Below are 17,691 nucleotides of genomic sequence, written 5' to 3'. Positions count from 1 at the left end.
AGATTTCTGCAATATCCTCTTATACAAATATATGTTTGCAAATAAAGTAAAGAAAGTGGCTGCCATTCACGACCTTTCCGGTATGGGAAGGGTTTCTCTGACAGTCGTAATTCCTATTCTGTCGTCTATGGGGTTTCAGGTATGTCCGTTGCCTACGGCCATCCTTTCTAATCACACGCAATATCCGCATTTCACTTTTCTTGATCTGACGGATGAAATGCCTCGTATTATTGCCGAGTGGAAACGTTTGGAGGTGGAGTTCGATGCTATCTATACCGGTTATTTAGGATCACCCAGGCAGATTCAGATTGTATCTGACTTTATCCGTGATTTTCGCCGGAAAGATAGCTTGACGGTGATAGATCCTGTCTTGGGAGACAATGGTAAACTCTATTCAAATTTTGATGAATCTATGGTGGCAGAGATGCAGCAGTTGATCACACATGCCGATGTGATAACTCCCAATCTGACGGAACTTTTCTATCTGCTCGGCCGTCCGTATAAAGAGACCAATACCGATCAGGAATTAAAGGATTATCTGCATTGCCTGTCAGAAAAAGGGCCTGAGGTGGTGATCATAACTAGTGTGCCTGTGTTGGATGAACCTCATAAAACTTCGGTTTATGCTTATAACCGGACAGGAAATCGCTATTGGAAAATCACTTGCCCTTATCTGCCTGCCCATTATCCGGGTACGGGAGATACATTTACGAGTGTCATTACCGGAGCTTTGCTGCAGGGAGACAGCCTTCCCATTGCTTTGGATCGTGCTACCCAGTTTATCCTGCAGGGAATTCGTGCCACTTTCGGTTATGAGTATGATAACCGTGAAGGTATTCTGTTAGAAAAGGTACTCCATAATCTTGATATGCCAATTCAGAGTAGCAGTTACGAGCTGATTTAAATGTTTCCGGAGTACATCTATTCATAAAAAAGCACTGCTCCAAAAATGAAACAGTGCTTTTTGCCCTTTAAAGATGCATCTTTATTTTACTTCTTCACCTTTTTCGTTCATTACTACAGTTGTCTCTGTACCGTCTTTCTGTGTAACGACTACTTTGTAGAGTTTGCCGTCTTCTTTAGCTGTTACTGATGCTTCTTTGATAGTCGATTCAGGATAAGCTTTTCCGAGGGCTTCGGTTACTGCTGCAGGGAGATCTTTTACTTCAATCTTTGTATACTCGTCTTGTGGAGCCTGTGCAGTCGTTACTACTGCGTTAGCGTTTTCTACGTTCTGTGCGAATGCTACTGAGCTACCTAATCCCATAACCAATGCTATTGCTACTAATACCTTTTTCATAATTGTAAGTTTTGAGTTAATAAATGGGGTTTGTTTTTCTGTAAGCCGTTTGCTTACGATAATAGTAGTGCAAGCGGTGTGCCAGAATAAATATATATATGTTATCTTGTTGATTATTAGATTGTTATATTCAAAGATCTAAATCTCAATCTGTGGAAATTGGGGTTTTGGGGTGTGGATAACGTGGAAAACTTCCACAGTATCAGATACCTTTGGCAGTTTCTGCGAGCCGTATAAATTCTCTTTTATATCCCTTTTCGTCGTTTTCCAAGCCGGTCTTTGCCAAAGAAATCACTTTGTCATAATTGGCATTTCCCTTGAATTCAGAATCTCTCAGCAGTTGTCCGAACATGGCTACTGCGGCTGCGAAACGAAAATCGGCGGAAACCCGGTTGTTTTTAGAGTCAGTCAACGCCTGTTCTATCTTTTTGCTGGCATTGCCGTCCGGTGTTTTGTAGCGTAGTTTAACGGTTAGTAATTCATTAGAGTCGTTGACAGAGGTGGCAGTCTTTTGTTTCTTCTGATATTTCAAATCGTCCACTTTTCCGGTAAAATCACTTTTTACCCCTACAGGAATCACTTCATAGAAAGCTGTGACTGTATGTCCGGCTCCCATTTCTCCTGCATCTTTTGTGTCGTTGTTGAAGTCTTCATCTGTCAGCAAACGACTTTCATAGCCAATCAACCGATAGGCTTGTACCTGTGTCGGGTTAAACTCCACTTGTAATTTTACGTCTTTGGCGACCGTATGTAAAGTTGCTCCAAACTCGTTCACCAATACCCGGTTGGCTTCTTGCAGATTGTCGATATAGGCATGATTGCCGTTTCCCTTTTCGGCAAGAGTCTGCATCTTGCTGTCTTTATAGTTTCCCATCCCATATCCTAATACGGTGAGGAATACACCGCTCTTACGTTTTTGCTCAATCAGTTTCTCCAGTTCCTGATCCGATGATACGCCCACATTGAAATCACCATCGGTACAGAGGATGATGCGGTTATTGCCACCGGTTATAAAATTTTTCCGGGCAATTTTATAAGCCAGTTTAATTCCTTCTCCTCCCGCTGTAGAGCCTCCTGCTTCCAGTTCGTCAATGGCTTCGCGTATTTTTTGTTTATCGCTTCCCGGTGTGGATGCCAGCTTCTCTCCGGCAGCGCCCGAATATACCACGATTGCTACTTTATCTTTATCTCTCAGATTGTTAACTAATAACTTTAATGATGATTTTACCAGATCCAGACGTTCGGGACCATACATCGAACCGGATACATCGATCAGGAAGATTAGGTTCGAAGCAGGTAAGTTTTCGGTAGGAATTTCTTTTGCTTTCAATCCGATGCGGACTAACCGATGCTGTTCGTTCCAAGGACAAGTACCTATTTCTGATGTGATTCTTACCGGATCGTTCCCTGTTGGTTGTGCATAATTGTAAGAGAAGTAGTTTATTAATTCTTCTGTACGGATGGCATCAGCCGGAGGTAGCTCTCCTTTATTAAGGAATCGGCGCATATTGCTATATGAAGCTACATCCACATCGATCGAGAAAGTAGATAGCGGATTATCCCACACTTTCTTAAATCCATTTTCCTGTATTGCTTTATATTCTTCGGCAGACATCCCTACGTTGTATAACAGGCTGTGATTCATTGCGATGGGGGTAGCACCGCAAATCATTTTTTGTGTTTCTACTCCATAACCTATCACTACGCATTCTTCCAACTGTTGTGTATCCGTTTCCAAGGCGACATCTAAACGGGCAGAAGTCACTTTTATTTTTTGAGTGCGATATCCTATGAAAGAGAATACTAAGGTTGCTCCTTTGTTTGCACGAATGGAATAGGTACCGTCTGTGCCGGTAATGGTTCCGTTCTGTGTACCGTTTATTACAACGGAGCAACCGGCCACCGCTTCTCCGCTTTCAGCGTCTGTAACTATACCTTTTACTATGAAAGGCTGTGCACTGACTGCTCCCCATGAAATTACTGTCATTAGCAGTATAAGCATCAAAGCTCTGAATTGATTCGTTTTCATACTTTTATTGTTTTAAGTGGATAAATTTGATTCCTTGTTTTACTCAATAGATGCAATTCTCTTATAGATTCCATAAATAGATTCCTCTTTTTTTTAACTTTGCAAAAAAAATCCTGTTTTTCAGAAGAAACATATCGGAACAGACGGACGAGGAACTATTGCAGCATTATATGAAGTCCGGTGAAACAGAGTATTTCGGTGAACTTTATAACCGTTATATTCCGTTGTTGTATGGCGTGTGTCTGAAGTATCTCAAAGATGAAGCCCGGGCTCAGGATGCGGTGATGGAACTTTTTGAAGATTTGCTTCCTAAAATCACCCATTATGAAATAAAAACTTTCCGGACCTGGATATACCGGGTAGTAAAGAATCATTGCTTGCAAATATTACGGAAAGACTCTAAAGAGATTTCATTGGATTATACTGTTCATATTGTGGAATCCGATGAATTTTTGCATCTTTTATGTGAAGAGGAAAGTAATGCGGATCAATTGGAAGCTTTGCATCATTGTCTAAAGAAACTTTCTGAACCCCAACGTATCAGCATCCGGCATTTCTTTATAGAAGAAATGTCTTATGCCGATATAGTTGCGCAAACCGGTTTTACGCTGAATAACGTAAAGAGCTATATCCAGAACGGAAAACGTAATTTGAAGATTTGTATTAAAAATCGGCTTAAGGAATGAAACTATTAGACTACATACGGGGAGCCCGCAAAGGAAAAGAGGCGCATCGGCTGGAGAAAGAGGCTATGCGTGATCCTTTTCTGGCCGACGCGCTCGAAGGTTACAGCCGTGTAGGGAATGGAGCCGACGAGCAGATTGAGGAGTTGCGCCGTCGGATTAGAGCCCGTGCTGTGCGAAAGCGTAACCATGCTGTGGTCTGGAGTATCGCCGCCAGCCTGCTGATTGGAGTTTGTATCGGCTCTTATTTCCTTTTTCAGGAGAAACCTTTGTCGGATGAAGCACGGATGGCAATGGAACAAGCGGTTCATCCGAAACCCTTGTCGGTATATGAGGAAGAGAAGAAAGATGAGTTGGCTGAGGCGGTAATAAAGGATTCGGCAGGCCCGTCGAAGAAATTGATTTCAGAGAATAAGAAGAAAAAAATGCTTGCACCTTCATCTGAGGTTCCTCAAGTAATGACTCAGGAGTTGATGGAAGAAGCGCTGGAAGCCACCATTGACGACGAACCTTCGGCTATGGACAAAAAAATGGTTATGAGAGCTTCGGTGGCTAATGATAGTAGTTTTAACGCTAAAGTGGCTGTTGTTGGTAAGGTGCGTGGTAAAGTGACCGATCCCAGTGGTGAACCTCTTGTTGGTGCCACAGTCAGGGTGAAAGGGACTAATCAGGGGACTATCTCAGATGAAAATGGTGATTTTACTTTAAAGACAGATGGGAATCGGGAACTTTCAGTCGATTATATCGGTTATGAATCTGTTGTCCTTCCTGCTGATACGACTAAAGATTTATTGATAGCTATGAACGTAGATGATGCTACACTTGACGAGGTTGTAGTGGTAGGATACGGTTCGCAGCCGAAGAGTAGCGTTACAGGTGCTATAACGAGCTTAAAGATGTCAGGTACACCGCAACCGTCTATAGGGCGAAAAGCTTTTCGGAGGTATCTGAAAGAGAATCTGGTGCATCCTTCCGACAAAGAGTGTGCACGTGCCAAGGGAAAAGTGATTCTTACTTTCCGGGTAGATAAGGATGGACGTCCGGAATCCATTAGTGTTAAAAAGGGACTTTGTGCTTCGGCCGATAAAGAGGCCATTCGTCTGATTGAAGAGGGACCTGACTGGACTATTGGTGATGAATCGGTAGAGGTGAGTATCCGTTTCTGATAAACGAAAATCCCGCTTAGGTCATATGACTTAAGCGGGATTTTTTTTGCACGGGAGGAGAGGCTCGAACTCCCGACACCCGGTTTTGGAGACCGGTGCTCTACCAACTGAGCTACTCCCGTGTTTGCGGCTGCAAAGGTAGAATAAACTTCTGAATTGGCAAGCTTTTATGCAAAGAAGTTGCTAATTATTTTAATTTTTCCCATTCTTCGGGTTTGAAGCCTACCAATACGAAATGGTCTGTTACTACTAATGGCCGTTTCACCAGTTTGCCGTTAGTGGCCAAAAGGGCGATCTGTTCTTCTTCGGTCATTGTCGGGAGCTTGCTGCTGAGCTTCAGCTCTTTATATACTACTCCGCTGGTGTTGAAAAACTTCTTAACGGGTAGTCCGCTCAATGGAATCCAGGCTTTCAACTCCTCTGTCGTGGGATTATCTTCCACTATAAGGCGGTTGGTATACTCAATTTTGTTTTCCGTCAGCCACTTTTTGGCTTTTTGGCAAGTACTGCATGCAGGATATTGCAAAAAAAGAGGTTTCATATTTATTCTATATTAAGCATTTGTAAATCTTGATACATGACACGGTAAGCTGCCGCTTTTTTATCCAGTGCCAATGGGTATGCCCGTGAAGAAGAAGGCATCCGGTATAGTCGCATCGGACGTCCTTCAAAAACAAATTCAGAGAAATCTCCCACTTTGGGTTCTCTCACTTCGAATTGTGTCCGGAGAGTGTCTGTTGCCTTTTGTCCTGTTGTGACGATGGCTTTGCATTCCGGAATTAACCTGAGGAGCCGGCTTATGTCAGTGGGCTGCACCACTTCCAGAAACTTATCGGAAGCATTGTCCTGTAATCGTCGGATGGATGATGCGGTATCGAACAGTGCTATTCCTTTGTCGTTAAGGAAGTCTGTTATCCGTTCACGACAAAAGGCCTTCCTGTTTTCGTTCAGAAAATAATCCTTGTTGTTGAAGAATAAAAGTCCAACGATTCTCCACATATCATTGTTCAGGTTCGGGTAATAAAAATCCATTGACCATCGCTTTTTCTGGGGCGGAAAACTTCCCAGCATCAGCAATCGGGCATTGGCCGGGAGAAAAGGTTCTAACGGGTGGTTTTCTATTTCTATGTCCATTATTCGCTATTTGATTGGGAACAAAAATAGTGATAATATCTATTTTATAGAAACGTACTCCCACGATTTTTAATTACTTTTGCGCCTTAATTCAAAAAACATTCAACATGAGAAGAACCGCTATTGCTATTTTCTGTCTGTTTATCTTGTCTGTCGGCGTCGGGTTAAAGGCACAGAACATCCAGTTGCATTATGATTTTGGACGTTCTTTGTATGATAAAGATTTAAAAGGTCGTCCTGTACTAACCTCTACTGTGGAGAAGTTTCATCCCGACAAGTGGGGAAGCACTTATTTCTTTGTCGATATGGATTATACCTCGGACGGAGTGGCTGCCGCTTATTGGGAAATAGCACGTGAATTGAAATTCTGGAAGAATCCATTTTCGGTACATGTGGAATATAACGGTGGACTTGCCAAAGGTTTTTCTTATAATAACGCCTATTTGGGTGGTGCAACATATACTTATAATAATGCTTCTTTTTCACGTGGATTTTCATTGTCGGTCCTGTATAAGTATATTCAGAAACATCGTTCTCCCCATAACTTCCAGTTGACCGGGACCTGGTACATGAATTTCAGCAGGAACCTGCTTACTTTCTCCGGATTTGCTGATTGGTGGCGCGAAGAGACGGCTTATGGCAAAACGATTTTTCTTACCGAACCTCAGTTTTGGGTGAATCTGAACCGTATAAAAGGTATCAGTGACAAGTTTAATCTGAGTGTAGGTTCAGAAGTCGAGCTGAGTAATAATTTCGGTGGACGCGATGGTTTTTATGTCATCCCTACACTGGCGCTAAAATGGACAATAAACTAAAAAACTGATGAAAACTGATTTGATATACGGTATTGAGGACCGTCCGCCGTTTAAAGATGCTTTATTTGCGGCATTGCAACATCTGCTTGCTATTTTTGTAGCTATTATTACTCCTCCGTTGATTATTGCCAGTGCTCTGAAACTGGATGTAGAGAAAACCGGATTTTTGGTATCGATGTCTCTTTTTGCTTCGGGAGTGTCTACTTTTATCCAGTGCCGACGTTTTGGCCCTATCGGGGCGAGACTGCTTTGTATACAAGGCACGAGCTTTTCGTTTATTGGTCCCATCATTGCTACGGGGCTTGTAGGCGGACTTCCTCTTATTTTTGGTGTCTGTATGGCGGCAGCTCCCATTGAAATGGTTATTAGTCGTACCTTCAAGTATATGCGCAATATCATCACTCCGCTGGTTTCGGGTATTGTGGTATTGCTTATCGGGTTGAGTCTGATAAAGGTAGGTATTGTTTCTTGTGGAGGTGGTTATGCTGCGATGGATAATGGAACATTTGCTTCTTGGGAGAACCTTTCGATTGCAGGTGTGGTTTTGCTCAGCGTTTTGTTTTTCAATCGTTGCAAAAATAAATATTTGCGTATGAGTTCTATTGTGCTGGGACTTTGTTTAGGATATGGGCTCGCTTTTGCTTTAGGAAAAGTGGATATGAGTGCTTTGAATGTAGAGATGTTGATGAGTTTTAATATTCCTCAGCCATTTAAATACGGACTTGATTTTAATGTGTCTTCTTTTATCGCTATCGGGCTGGTGTATATGATTACAGCTATTGAGGCGACCGGAGATGTGACGGCGAATTCAATGATCTCAGGTTTGAAGATTGAAGGTGACGACTACCTGAAACGGGTTTCGGGTGGTGTGATGGCCGATGGCTTTAATTCTTTCCTGGCAGGTATTTTCAACTCTTTCCCGAACTCTATTTTTGCGCAGAATAATGGAATTATTCAGCTGACAGGAGTAGCCAGTCGGTATGTGGGTTACTATATAGCGGCAATGCTGATTCTTTTAGGATTATTCCCGATTGTAGGAGCTGTTTTTTCGTTGATGCCGGACCCGGTGTTGGGCGGAGCTACTTTGTTGATGTTCGGAACTGTGGCAGCAGCCGGAATCCGCATCGTTTCGTCACAAAACATCGGACGTAAGGAGACATTGGTGCTGGCTGTCAGTCTTTCATTAGGGCTGGGAGTGGAATTGATGCCTGATGTATTGAGTCAGGCTCCCGAAGCTATCCGCAGTATCTTTTCGTCAGGTATCACTACCGGTGGCTTGACTGCGATTATAGCAAATATCGTAATTCGGGTGAAAGAGGAAGAAGAACGATGAATGATGAACAGTGAACGATAAACAGTTCATCGTTTATCGTTCACTGTTTATCGTTTATAATACTTCCAGATTACTCATCCGGTCTGTTGTGTGGAATTCAAATTCCGGATATTCATATAGTTTGAAGCGGGGCTCTGTTTCTCCTTCCGTATAGCTCCAGATGCTGGCATAGTCTTCCGGATCTTCCCCCATTTTGCTTAATTGCCTTAAATAAGCTGCGAGCGATTTATTTTCCACGATATATATTTTCCCCAACTTGTCAATAATAGAACTGTGGCGTCGGGTACTGTCATGGTCAAAGCGAAGGATGCGTTTACCTTCTTCGGTGATTCCCACCAGGTTGAATGTCATGCTCTTGCCGATAGCAGGCAGATTGAGTACGCTTCGGTCTGTAGCCATGAACGGTAGATGGTGTTTCTTCATGAAACGGCGTATACGGGCGGCTGTGTCTTCACCTGTTTCGAGAAGAGAATATAGTTCGTCAGCTTGTTCCGGAGTTAGTTTACCAAATATTTTTTCCTCATGCTGTTCCTGCATCGATCGGCTGTTAGGTGTGAATACAGCATAATTTTCATTGAATCCTTTGACAGAGAAGGTATAGTAACAGACCACTCCCAGCGAGTTGAGCACTTGGCGTAGTCTTGTGGTATGTCCTCGTCGGGATGCTGCCACAGTATATACGAGCTGATTAGTGATAAGCCATCCGGCGGAAAGGATTTTCCGGATGGCTTCCCGGGTTTGTGGTGTCACCTCCAACGGGCTCTGGAAGTGGGTTTGAATTATAAATTGTTTCATTCCGATGGCAGAGGCTTTTTCTTTGAATTCTCTCAGAATCTCTATCAGTTCGTCATTGATGCGCATAGGCAGGTAAGCCAGTAATCTCGATCCTAAACGGACACGCTGTAATTCAGCGTATTTTTCTCCTTCCGGACGTTCTTGGTTTGCTTTTCGTTTTCGTGCGGCCATGCGATATACGGCTTCAAGAATGTTTCGCAAAGTCTTGTTCTGGCTCATCAGAGCATCTCCTCCGGTAATCAATATATCTCGTAACTGGGTGTCTTCTTCAAAATAAGTCATCAACCTGCGTAGTTTCTTATCCCAACTTTCTTTAGGGCGGAGCGCGTCGAATTCAAAATTCAGTCGTTCGCTTTGGAAGTCGTACATACGTTGACATGAAGCGCACAGTCCTCCGCAGGCACGTCCCATTGTATCGGGAATCAGGATAGCTACCTCCGGATAGCGACGGTGAATGTTATGCCCGTCCGGCAATAGCCATCCCGCAGCGTTCGGTTTTCCGGCTTCTACAATATCTTCGCGCTCCCAGGCACGGATATTGCCGTAGGTTTCCACCAAACGGGGTGAATAGAGGATGTAGCTTCGGATAGCTTCGTCATTGTATCCTTCGCCGTTGGTGTTGAGCAAAGAAAGATAATAGGGCGTGGCGAAGAAAGGCATCCCTTTTTTACGGGCTCTGGACAATAAATACATTGTTTCGCTGGAAAGAGAATTTCCGAGGAAGCGGTTGAGTTCGGCAGGAGTTTTGATAGCCATCGAAAGGTGGAAGCGGAAATCATCCCACCACCGGCAGACCTGATGGTATTTCTCCTCATAACTCAATCCTTCTTCAAAGTGGAACCGGGAGGATGGCTTTGATTTCCGGTTCTCTATTTTCTGTATCAGCAGATGCAGCATTCGTTCTTTGTTTTCGGTGCGTAGCTCTATCACGTCTTCGTCCAGTCCGGTGGCCCAGCGTTCGGTTCTGTTTTTGATTCGTTGCGGAGAGGGTAGGGGCATTTCCGGGTCCTCCAGTCTTTTGAAGAGGTTATACAGATCCAGGAACAAGTCAGTAGGCATTTCTGCATTTTCCAGATTCCCGGTCAAGAAGCGTCGGAGAAGGGATAAGGTCTGTATTTGCATATCCTGTTCGTTAGACAATTCATGAACTGTCTTTCCGTCGTAGTTGATAAGGAGTCGAATTTGCTCACCCGCTTTGTTCCCTCCGGATATGTGAGAAGCAAGGAACTCTTGCAGGTGGCTTTTAAAGTCTGTGTCATCAAGACTTTGCCGGGCCATTGCTGTGAGTTCGGGTAACTCCTGACAGTATAGTTGACGGATTTGGGAAAGTGTGAGTGAAAGCATTTTCTTTTGTTTCATACGCGATTGTTTTTAAGTTGTTAAAATTGAAATATTTGCATAAATATAATAAAAAAAGCGGAGGTTTTCTACCTCCGCTTTGCTATTCGTGCTATTCTTTACGATTCTTTTTTGTTTAATAACATTCAGCTTTTCATTTTGTTTTTGCTTCTTCGTCCTTGTGTTTAGGCTCCTTTTTAGCCAACAAGACAATGTTATAAACGTACTCTGACATCCATTGTTCCGAGAATCCGAGACGTTCTTTGTATTGACGTACAGCCGCTGCCGTTTTGTGTACGTCATCTGCTTTCCATACCGTTTTGGTACATACATCATGTACTGTTTTTTCTGTCATGGAGCGCAGGGCCTTTTTAAATAGGGCCGGCATACGGAATTTCCATTGCATCAGGTTGCCCATCAGCATCATCAGGTCGCTTGAGAATCCCTGATACATGAAAAGGTATGCTTGTACATCGTTTTGCGTACGGCAGTTTTTTTTGATAGATGTGTCTATCTCTTTAAAGAATGATTCACTGATGCCGTAATCCTGCATCAGCATCTTGCGGGATGCCGATTTCTCGGCTAATCCTAACTTACCTCCTTGCGTGGCTACTTTGAACAAACGTTTGAAGTTGGCTACATCCGGCAGGAAGCGGATATTTGTGATACCCAAATTTACTGCAATTACAGATTGAAAATATACACGTGTCAGTGATACGAAGTCTTCGACATTGCCCACTACTTTTGCGTCAGCGTCGGCTTGTTTCTTGAATAAGTTAGCGAATATGCTCATAAGTCATTTGGTCAATTTATAGATTGAGGCTGCAAATTTACTAAATAACTTGTTAAATTGCTACAGATTATATGGATAACATCTATTCTTTTTGAGGTACTTTACCAACATTCGATGTCCTGCTCTATGTCTTTCATTTTGTTTTTGGTGAATACCGGACTTTGGATGCCCGCTTTCTTTTGTTCACGATAGTCCTGCAATAAGCGGAAAGCATATTTTCCGAGGAAGGAAATTGCTATCAGGTTGCAGACAGCCATTAATCCCATGGTAATATCTGCCAGTCCCCATACGAAGTCGAGTGTGGACATGGCACCTACCCATACCATGGCGCCTACCAATATCCGGTAGAGGTATACCACCCATCTCCTGTGGGTAAGATAGCGGATGTTTGCTTCACCGTAATAATAATTTCCAATGATACTGCTGAACGCAAAAAAGAAGAGAGCGATTGCCACAAAAATACCTCCGAGGCTCCCTATTTCATTGTTCAGTGCATGCTGGGTAAGTTGCACTCCATTGGTCGAACCGTCGAGCGGAGCACCACTGAAAAGAATGATAAATGCCGTACACGAACAGATGATAAGTGTATCTGTAAAAACTCCTAAAGTCTGGATCAGGCCCTGCTTGACGGGATGTGACACGTATGCTGTGGCGGCTGCATTGGGTGCGGAACCCATACCGGCTTCATTGCTGAACAGGCCCCGTTTGATGCCTTGCATCAGAGCAGCTCCCATACCGCCTCCCAAAGCTTGTTGCCAACCAAAAGCATGACTGATGATGGTTTCGATAACACCTGGCAGATGCGTGATGTTCAGGAGTACAATGGCCAGTGCCAGCCCTACATATCCCAGTGCCATAATGGGGACAATGATGCTGCTTACTTTGGCGATGCGCTGGATGCCTCCGAAGATGATCAATAAAGTGAGTCCGGTCAGGATGATTCCCATCGGTATGTGGTTGATGCCGAATGCATGCTCTACGGCCGCACAAATGGTATTACTCTGTACCGAATTGAAAGCGAAACCGAAAGTAATGGTAATTAGTATGGCAAAAAGAATTCCCATCCATGGCTTCTTCAATCCCTTCTTCATGTAATAAGCAGGACCTCCTATAAATGATTCCTTTCCTTTTTCTTTATATAACTGTGCAAGGGTAGATTCGACAAAAGCACTTGATGCTCCTAACAAGGCAATGACCCACATCCAGAATATCGCACCCGGTCCGCCTACGGCAATAGCTGTAGCTACGCCTGCAAGATTTCCTGTCCCGACACGACTTGCCAGTGATATGGCGAAAGCCTGGAATGAAGAAATATGTTTTTCTCCGTTCTCCTCTTTTCCGCCGGAATCTTTCAGAAGACGTACCATTTCGCCAATCATCCGGAATTGTACGAAACGGGTTTTAAGCGTGAACCAAACGGCGCACCCCAACAGCATTGCAATAAGGATGTAGGTCCATAATATATCGTTAATCAGATCCATGTCTTTGTTAATTAAATCATCGGTGCATTGTGCTATGGTTCATCCGGCCGATACGTAGTTGAACCATCGTTTTAATAATGTTGATAATCAGTAGATTATATTTACCTGCTTTTTTCTCGGTATGTAAATCCATTTACTTCGGCGTGTAAAAGCATTTACCTCGGCATGTAAATCCATTTACCTCGGTATGTAAAAGCATTTACCTCGGCATGTAAATGGAACTGGCATTCAAGGCAGCAGATGCTCTCCCTTAGGGTGCGCGTCAAAACACCGTATTCTCCGGCCCCCCCTTCTATTTCAGTCGGAAGTAGAATTTGTGGTTTTCGAATATTGGTTCCACAATGTCGAACCGGATCAACTTAGCCAATAAATGCTCTGCGGCCCGTCGGGAAATACCTGCTTGCCGGCAATAGCGATTCAGTGAGAGTGAGGTGTTTTTTTCCAGTAAGTCGAGTAATAACTGTTCTCGCTCGGTATATTGGATCAGTTCACCTGCCGGATTTCCACTTTGCTGCCAAATGCGCAGATGTACCGGAGTAGCCAGGATATTCTCGTCTTTAATGCGGATATATGCCAGTGGTTTACCGGTTTCATCCTTGGCATAAACAGGCTTGTTCTCACTTTCCTCTATTTGTACGACTAATACAGAACGTCCCTCGACGTGAAATGTTTGCATGGAATAATGCACTTTCGGCTGACAGTAAAGTTGGGCAGCTGCTTCTATCATGTATTTTTCTTCGTCCGAACGTACACCGGCAATTTTCCCATTGTCTTTTACTCCGATCAACAACCGTCCTCCATCGGTGTTGGCAAAGGCCGACAGCGTTTTGGCAATCTTGCGGGCATCGGATATTTCAAATTTAAAGTCTTGTTGCTGATGCTCCCCTTCGGCTATCAATGCGTGTATGTAATCAGTATCTGTAAGCGGTTTCATGCTTGCAAAAGTAGATAAAAAAGACTAAACCTCATTTTTTTGCCGATTTTTAGCCGATAATTTCAAAAAAAATATCGTTTTTATGCGTTTATTTCGGGAAAGGATGTATTTTTGCCCATCATTATTAACGAAGAAATAAATAAGGATTATGAAAGAATTAGTAGAAAAGATTGCTACTTTGGTAGCTGAGTTCAACAAAGATGCAAATGCTCAGATCGAAAATGGTAACAAAGCTGCAGGAACTCGTGCCCGTAAAGCTTCATTGGAAATCGAAAAAGCAATGAAAGAATTCCGTAAAGTATCTTTAGAAGAATCAAAGAAGTAATCTTACGAATAGAAGAAAATGAAAAGCCGGTCTCAGTTTTGTGACCGGCTTTTTTATTTTACAGAAACTAAGCTTGTATCTATTGGCAGAAATAGTAAATTAGCAGGTATCCTCTTTTTTGCAGATACTGTTTCCTCTTTTATTTCTGAGGTAAAAGTTTCAAGTATTCTCCATATCCTTCTTCCTGCATTTTCTCTTTGGGGATGAAGCGTAAGGATGCACTGTTGATACAATAGCGCAATCCTCCTTTGTCTTTGGGACCATCGGTGAAAACATGTCCCAGATGTGCGTCTCCCGTTTTACTCCGTACCTCCGTCCGCACCATTCCGTGTGAGGTATCCGTCTTTTCTTTCACTGACTCTTTTTCGATCGGTTTGGTGAAGCTGGGCCAACCACATCCGGAATCGAACTTATCTGTTGAAATAAAAAGGGGCTCTCCGGTGGTGATATCTACGTAGATGCCATCTCGTTTTTCATTCCAGTATTCGTTATGGAAGGCTGGTTCGGTTGCATTCTTTTGTGTGACGGCATATTGTTCGGCTGTCAGCTTGTTGCGAAGTGTGGCATCATCCGGCTTTTTATAACTTGCCTGTGGTGTTTCGGCACCCTGTGCATTGGCCTTCTTTGCCAATTCAAAGAGTGCCGGATTTATGTGGCAGTATCCTCCGGGATTCTTATCCAGATAATCCTGATGGTATTCCTCTGCTTTATAGAAATTGGACAAAGGCTTCACTTCCACTATAATAGGTTTAGAGTATTCTTTGGCCAATTCACCGATGGCGCTCCGGATTGCAGGCAGATCTGCTTCGTCCGTATAATAGATACCGGTGCGGTATTGTGTTCCACGGTCATTTCCCTGCCGGTTCAGGCTTGTGGGATCAATCGTTTTAAAAAACAGGTCAATCAGAAGTTTCAATGACACCTCTTGTGGGTTATAGTCCACTTTAACGGTTTCCGCAAAATTGGTTTTCCCTGTACATACCTGTTGGTAGGTTGGGTTGGCAATGTTTCCATTGGCATATCCGGTCTGGGTTGACTTTACTCCTCTGATTTGTTTCAGGAAATGTTCAGTTCCCCAAAAGCAGCCGCCCGCAAAATATATCTCACTCTGATTTTTCATACTTTTTTTCTCCTGTTTTTGTTGATAAATCCATTGTACGCCTTGTGCATAGCCGGTATAAATGATACCTGCCAACAGCACGACAAATATAGTGAACTTCTTTTTCATAATCCTTGGTCTCTTTTATAAATAACAAATGAACATCAATTTCTGATTATTAAGAACTGTTGTATCCTTCCATAAAGTGGTTAAAAAGAGATTATCTTTTGTTCTTTCAAGGGATTGTGCTTACTTTTGGCATAAACATTCTCTTGCTTTGCAGCAGAAAAAGAGTTCAGTATGGCAAAACAACAATTCAATAAACTAATTTGGCTGGTGGATACGATCTTTCGGAACGGACCTGTGACATTCGCCGAAATCAACCGTCGCTGGCGGGCGGGAGACGGTAGCCGTGTGGATATTCCTTTGCGGACTTTCCACAACCATCGACAAGCTATCGAGGAGATGTTCGACATCAACATTGAATGCGATAAGCGGGATAATACCTATTATATAGCAGATGCCGAGGGTATGTTGGGCGATAAGTTGAAGATGTGGTTACTGAATAGTTTTTCATTAAACAATGTACTGCAAGAAAATGTAGATATGAAGAACCGGATTGTGTTTGAAGAAGTTCCTTCAGGAATACAATTTATGGATACCATTATCAATGCTATGCGTAGCGGGAATGTGCTTGTTATGGAATATCAGGCATATAATTGGGAGCAATCCAAGAGTGTATTGCTTGAACCTTATTTCCTGAAACTTTTTCGGCACCGTTGGTACCTGATAGGAGTGAATCGGGAATATAAGGCTTTCCGTTCTTATTCTCTCGACCGGGTCAGGGAGATCAGCCTTTCAGAAGATACTTTCAGTTTTCCGCGTAAATTCACTCCCCAAGATCATTTTCGCAATAGTTTTGGTATTATTCGAGATGAGAGTCTGGTTCCTCAGCGCACAGTACTTAGAGCCACAATTTCGCAGGCACCATATCTGAGAAACCTTCCTTTACATTCCAGTCAGAAGGAAATTGCTGTTACCGGGAATTACGTTGATTTTGAGTTGTATATATCACATACGTATGATTTTGTACAGGAGTTGTTGTCTAAGGGAGCGGCATTGGAGGTGTTGGAGCCCCGGTCATTAAGGGATACGATAAAAGATGAGATAAGAAATATGCAAACCCTTTATCACTTATGAATGCGAATGTACTTGAAAAACTGAAGATACTGGCAGAGTCGGCCAAGTATGATGTTTCTTGTGCTTCCAGTGGTACGGTGCGCTCCAACAAACCCGGCATGTTGGGCAATACTGTGGGAGGCTGGGGCATCTGCCATAGTTTTGCGGAAGACGGTCGCTGCATTTCGCTATTAAAGGTGATGCTCACCAACTATTGTATATATGATTGTGCTTATTGCATCAATCGGAGAAGTAACGACTTGCCCAGAGCTACGCTTTCCGTATCCGAACTGGTAGATCTGACGATTGAGTTTTATCGCCGGAATTATATTGAAGGACTGTTTTTAAGCTCTGGTGTGGTGCGTAACCCTGACTATACCATGGAGCGTCTGGTACGTGTGGCAAAAGATTTGCGTGAAGTGCACCGTTTTAATGGATATATCCACTTGAAAAGCATTCCCGGAGCCAGCCGTGAACTGGTGAATGAAGCCGGGCGTTATGCCGACCGCCTGAGTGTGAATGTGGAGATACCTAAAGAAGAGAATCTGAAACTGCTGGCTCCGGAAAAAGATCATAAGAGCGTGTTTGCACCGATGCTTTATATCCAGCAAGGGGTACTGGAGAGTAGTGAAGAACGGAAAAAGTTTCGCTATGCTCCTCGTTTTGCTCCGGCAGGGCAGAGTACACAAATGATTGTCGGTGCCACAGCCGAAACTGATAAGGATATCCTTTTTCTCTCTTCGGCTCTTTACCAACGCCCTACGATGAAACGGGTTTATTACTCCGGTTATGTATCAGTGAATACATACGATACCCGTTTGCCGGCACTTAAGCAACCTCCTCTGGTACGCGAAAACCGCCTTTATCAGGCGGATTGGCTGATGCGTTTTTATCAGTTTAAGGTTGATGAAATTGTGGATGACGCTTATCCCGATCTTGATTTGGAGATAGATCCCAAGTTGTCTTGGGCGTTGCGTCATCCGGAACAGTTTCCTGTCGATATCAATAGAGCGGATTATGAAATGATACTCCGTGTTCCGGGAATAGGAGTGAAATCAGCTAAATTGATTGTTGCTTCTCGCCGCTACTCAAAGTTGGGATATTATCAACTTAAAAAGATAGGTGTGGTCATGAAAAAAGCACAATACTTTATTACTTGCAGTGAATTGCCTGTACGGACAGTGAATGAGATGACACCACAGACCGTACGCAGCCTGTTGCTGCCTAAGCCTGTTAGGAAAAAGACGGATGAAAATCAGTTGTCGTTTGTTTTTTCCGATTGAGATT

Annotated in this window: 17 protein-coding genes and 1 tRNA gene; 8 read left to right on the top strand and 10 right to left on the bottom strand. The window is 43.3% G+C overall.

What is annotated here, in order from left to right:
- The first annotated feature begins 31 nt into the window (after positions 1 to 31).
- Positions 32 to 904 (top strand): pyridoxamine kinase, encoded by an 873-nt coding sequence (locus R3O62_RS21170; RefSeq protein ID WP_032535465.1) that lies wholly within the window; start codon positions 32 to 34, stop codon positions 902 to 904.
- An 81-nt stretch (positions 905 to 985) separates the two neighbouring features.
- On the opposite strand, the gene R3O62_RS21165 is transcribed toward R3O62_RS21170, so the two are convergent.
- A complete protein-coding gene (locus R3O62_RS21165) occupies positions 986 to 1,300 on the bottom strand; it encodes a hypothetical protein (protein WP_032531638.1) in 315 nt (104 codons plus the stop codon).
- Positions 1,301 to 1,502: 202 nt separating this feature from the next.
- The gene (locus tag R3O62_RS21160; RefSeq protein ID WP_317472486.1) at positions 1,503 to 3,329 is read right to left on the bottom strand and encodes a vWA domain-containing protein; all 1,827 of its coding nucleotides are present in this window, start codon (positions 3,327 to 3,329) and stop codon (positions 1,503 to 1,505) included.
- A gap of 110 nt (positions 3,330 to 3,439) precedes the next feature.
- On the opposite strand from R3O62_RS21160, the gene R3O62_RS21155 reads away from it, so the two are divergent.
- Positions 3,440 to 4,015 carry a sigma-70 family RNA polymerase sigma factor gene (locus tag R3O62_RS21155; protein ID WP_317472544.1) on the top strand — a complete coding sequence of 192 codons (576 nt, stop codon included), beginning with the start codon at positions 3,440 to 3,442 and terminating at the stop codon, positions 4,013 to 4,015.
- Positions 4,012 to 5,178: an energy transducer TonB gene (locus R3O62_RS21150; protein ID WP_308919289.1), complete on the top strand. Its 1,167-nt coding sequence runs from the start codon at positions 4,012 to 4,014 to the stop codon at positions 5,176 to 5,178. The genes R3O62_RS21155 and R3O62_RS21150 overlap by 4 nt, the downstream gene beginning before the upstream one ends.
- Positions 5,179 to 5,227: 49 nt before the next feature.
- Here R3O62_RS21150 and R3O62_RS21145 read toward each other — a convergent pair.
- From R3O62_RS21145 to R3O62_RS21135, 3 genes are all read right to left on the bottom strand, one after another.
- A tRNA-Trp gene (locus tag R3O62_RS21145) sits at positions 5,228 to 5,300 on the bottom strand.
- Between the two features lie 65 nt (positions 5,301 to 5,365).
- Entirely contained in the window at positions 5,366 to 5,719 is a 354-nt protein-coding gene (locus R3O62_RS21140) for an arsenate reductase family protein (protein WP_005781008.1), read from the bottom strand.
- A 2-nt stretch (positions 5,720 to 5,721) separates the two neighbouring features.
- The gene (locus tag R3O62_RS21135; protein ID WP_005781007.1) at positions 5,722 to 6,312 is read right to left on the bottom strand and encodes a uracil-DNA glycosylase family protein; all 591 of its coding nucleotides are present in this window, start codon (positions 6,310 to 6,312) and stop codon (positions 5,722 to 5,724) included.
- Between the two features lie 107 nt (positions 6,313 to 6,419).
- On the opposite strand from R3O62_RS21135, the gene R3O62_RS21130 reads away from it, so the two are divergent.
- Together R3O62_RS21130 and R3O62_RS21125 are read left to right on the top strand one after the other, a co-directional pair.
- Positions 6,420 to 7,127: a DUF5020 family protein gene (locus R3O62_RS21130; RefSeq protein ID WP_005781006.1), complete on the top strand. Its 708-nt coding sequence runs from the start codon at positions 6,420 to 6,422 to the stop codon at positions 7,125 to 7,127.
- Between the two features lie 7 nt (positions 7,128 to 7,134).
- Positions 7,135 to 8,460, top strand: a complete 1,326-nt coding sequence (locus R3O62_RS21125; protein ID WP_005781005.1) for a nucleobase:cation symporter-2 family protein — start codon at positions 7,135 to 7,137, stop codon at positions 8,458 to 8,460.
- A gap of 54 nt (positions 8,461 to 8,514) precedes the next feature.
- On the opposite strand, the gene R3O62_RS21120 is transcribed toward R3O62_RS21125, so the two are convergent.
- The 4 genes from R3O62_RS21120 to R3O62_RS21105 all read right to left on the bottom strand — a co-directional run bounded on the left by R3O62_RS21120 (position 8,515) and on the right by R3O62_RS21105 (position 13,801).
- On the bottom strand, positions 8,515 to 10,614 hold the full coding sequence (locus R3O62_RS21120) for a KamA family radical SAM protein (protein WP_122330214.1): 2,100 nt from the start codon (positions 10,612 to 10,614) through the stop codon (positions 8,515 to 8,517).
- A 133-nt stretch (positions 10,615 to 10,747) separates the two neighbouring features.
- Positions 10,748 to 11,386: a hypothetical protein gene (locus tag R3O62_RS21115; RefSeq protein ID WP_005781003.1), complete on the bottom strand. Its 639-nt coding sequence runs from the start codon at positions 11,384 to 11,386 to the stop codon at positions 10,748 to 10,750.
- Between the two features lie 101 nt (positions 11,387 to 11,487).
- Entirely contained in the window at positions 11,488 to 12,867 is a 1,380-nt protein-coding gene (locus R3O62_RS21110; protein WP_032531633.1) for an alanine/glycine:cation symporter family protein, read from the bottom strand.
- Between the two features lie 292 nt (positions 12,868 to 13,159).
- Complete coding sequence (locus R3O62_RS21105; protein WP_005781000.1) at positions 13,160 to 13,801, bottom strand: helix-turn-helix domain-containing protein; 642 nt, start codon at positions 13,799 to 13,801, stop codon at positions 13,160 to 13,162.
- Between the two features lie 148 nt (positions 13,802 to 13,949).
- On the opposite strand from R3O62_RS21105, the gene R3O62_RS21100 reads away from it, so the two are divergent.
- Positions 13,950 to 14,126, top strand: coding sequence for a histone H1 (locus R3O62_RS21100; RefSeq protein ID WP_005780999.1), 177 nt, complete (start codon positions 13,950 to 13,952; stop codon positions 14,124 to 14,126).
- 139 nt (positions 14,127 to 14,265) lie between these two features.
- Here R3O62_RS21100 and msrB read toward each other — a convergent pair whose 3' ends face one another.
- Entirely contained in the window at positions 14,266 to 15,354 is a 1,089-nt protein-coding gene (gene msrB / locus R3O62_RS21095) for a peptide-methionine (R)-S-oxide reductase MsrB (protein ID WP_005808092.1), read from the bottom strand.
- Between the two features lie 171 nt (positions 15,355 to 15,525).
- On the opposite strand from msrB, the gene R3O62_RS21090 reads away from it, so the two are divergent.
- Positions 15,526 to 16,425, top strand: coding sequence for a WYL domain-containing protein (locus tag R3O62_RS21090; RefSeq protein ID WP_317472485.1), 900 nt, complete (start codon positions 15,526 to 15,528; stop codon positions 16,423 to 16,425).
- Positions 16,422 to 17,687 carry a putative DNA modification/repair radical SAM protein gene (locus tag R3O62_RS21085; RefSeq protein ID WP_005780995.1) on the top strand — a complete coding sequence of 422 codons (1,266 nt, stop codon included), beginning with the start codon at positions 16,422 to 16,424 and terminating at the stop codon, positions 17,685 to 17,687. The genes R3O62_RS21090 and R3O62_RS21085 overlap by 4 nt, the downstream gene beginning before the upstream one ends.
- The last annotated feature ends 4 nt before the right edge of the window (positions 17,688 to 17,691 follow it).

It is taken from the genome of Bacteroides hominis (assembly GCF_033042785.2).
GTDB lineage: Bacteria > Bacteroidota > Bacteroidia > Bacteroidales > Bacteroidaceae > Bacteroides > Bacteroides hominis.
Note: the sequence above shows the minus strand (reverse complement) of the source record. Positions and strands in the feature narration are given on the sequence as shown.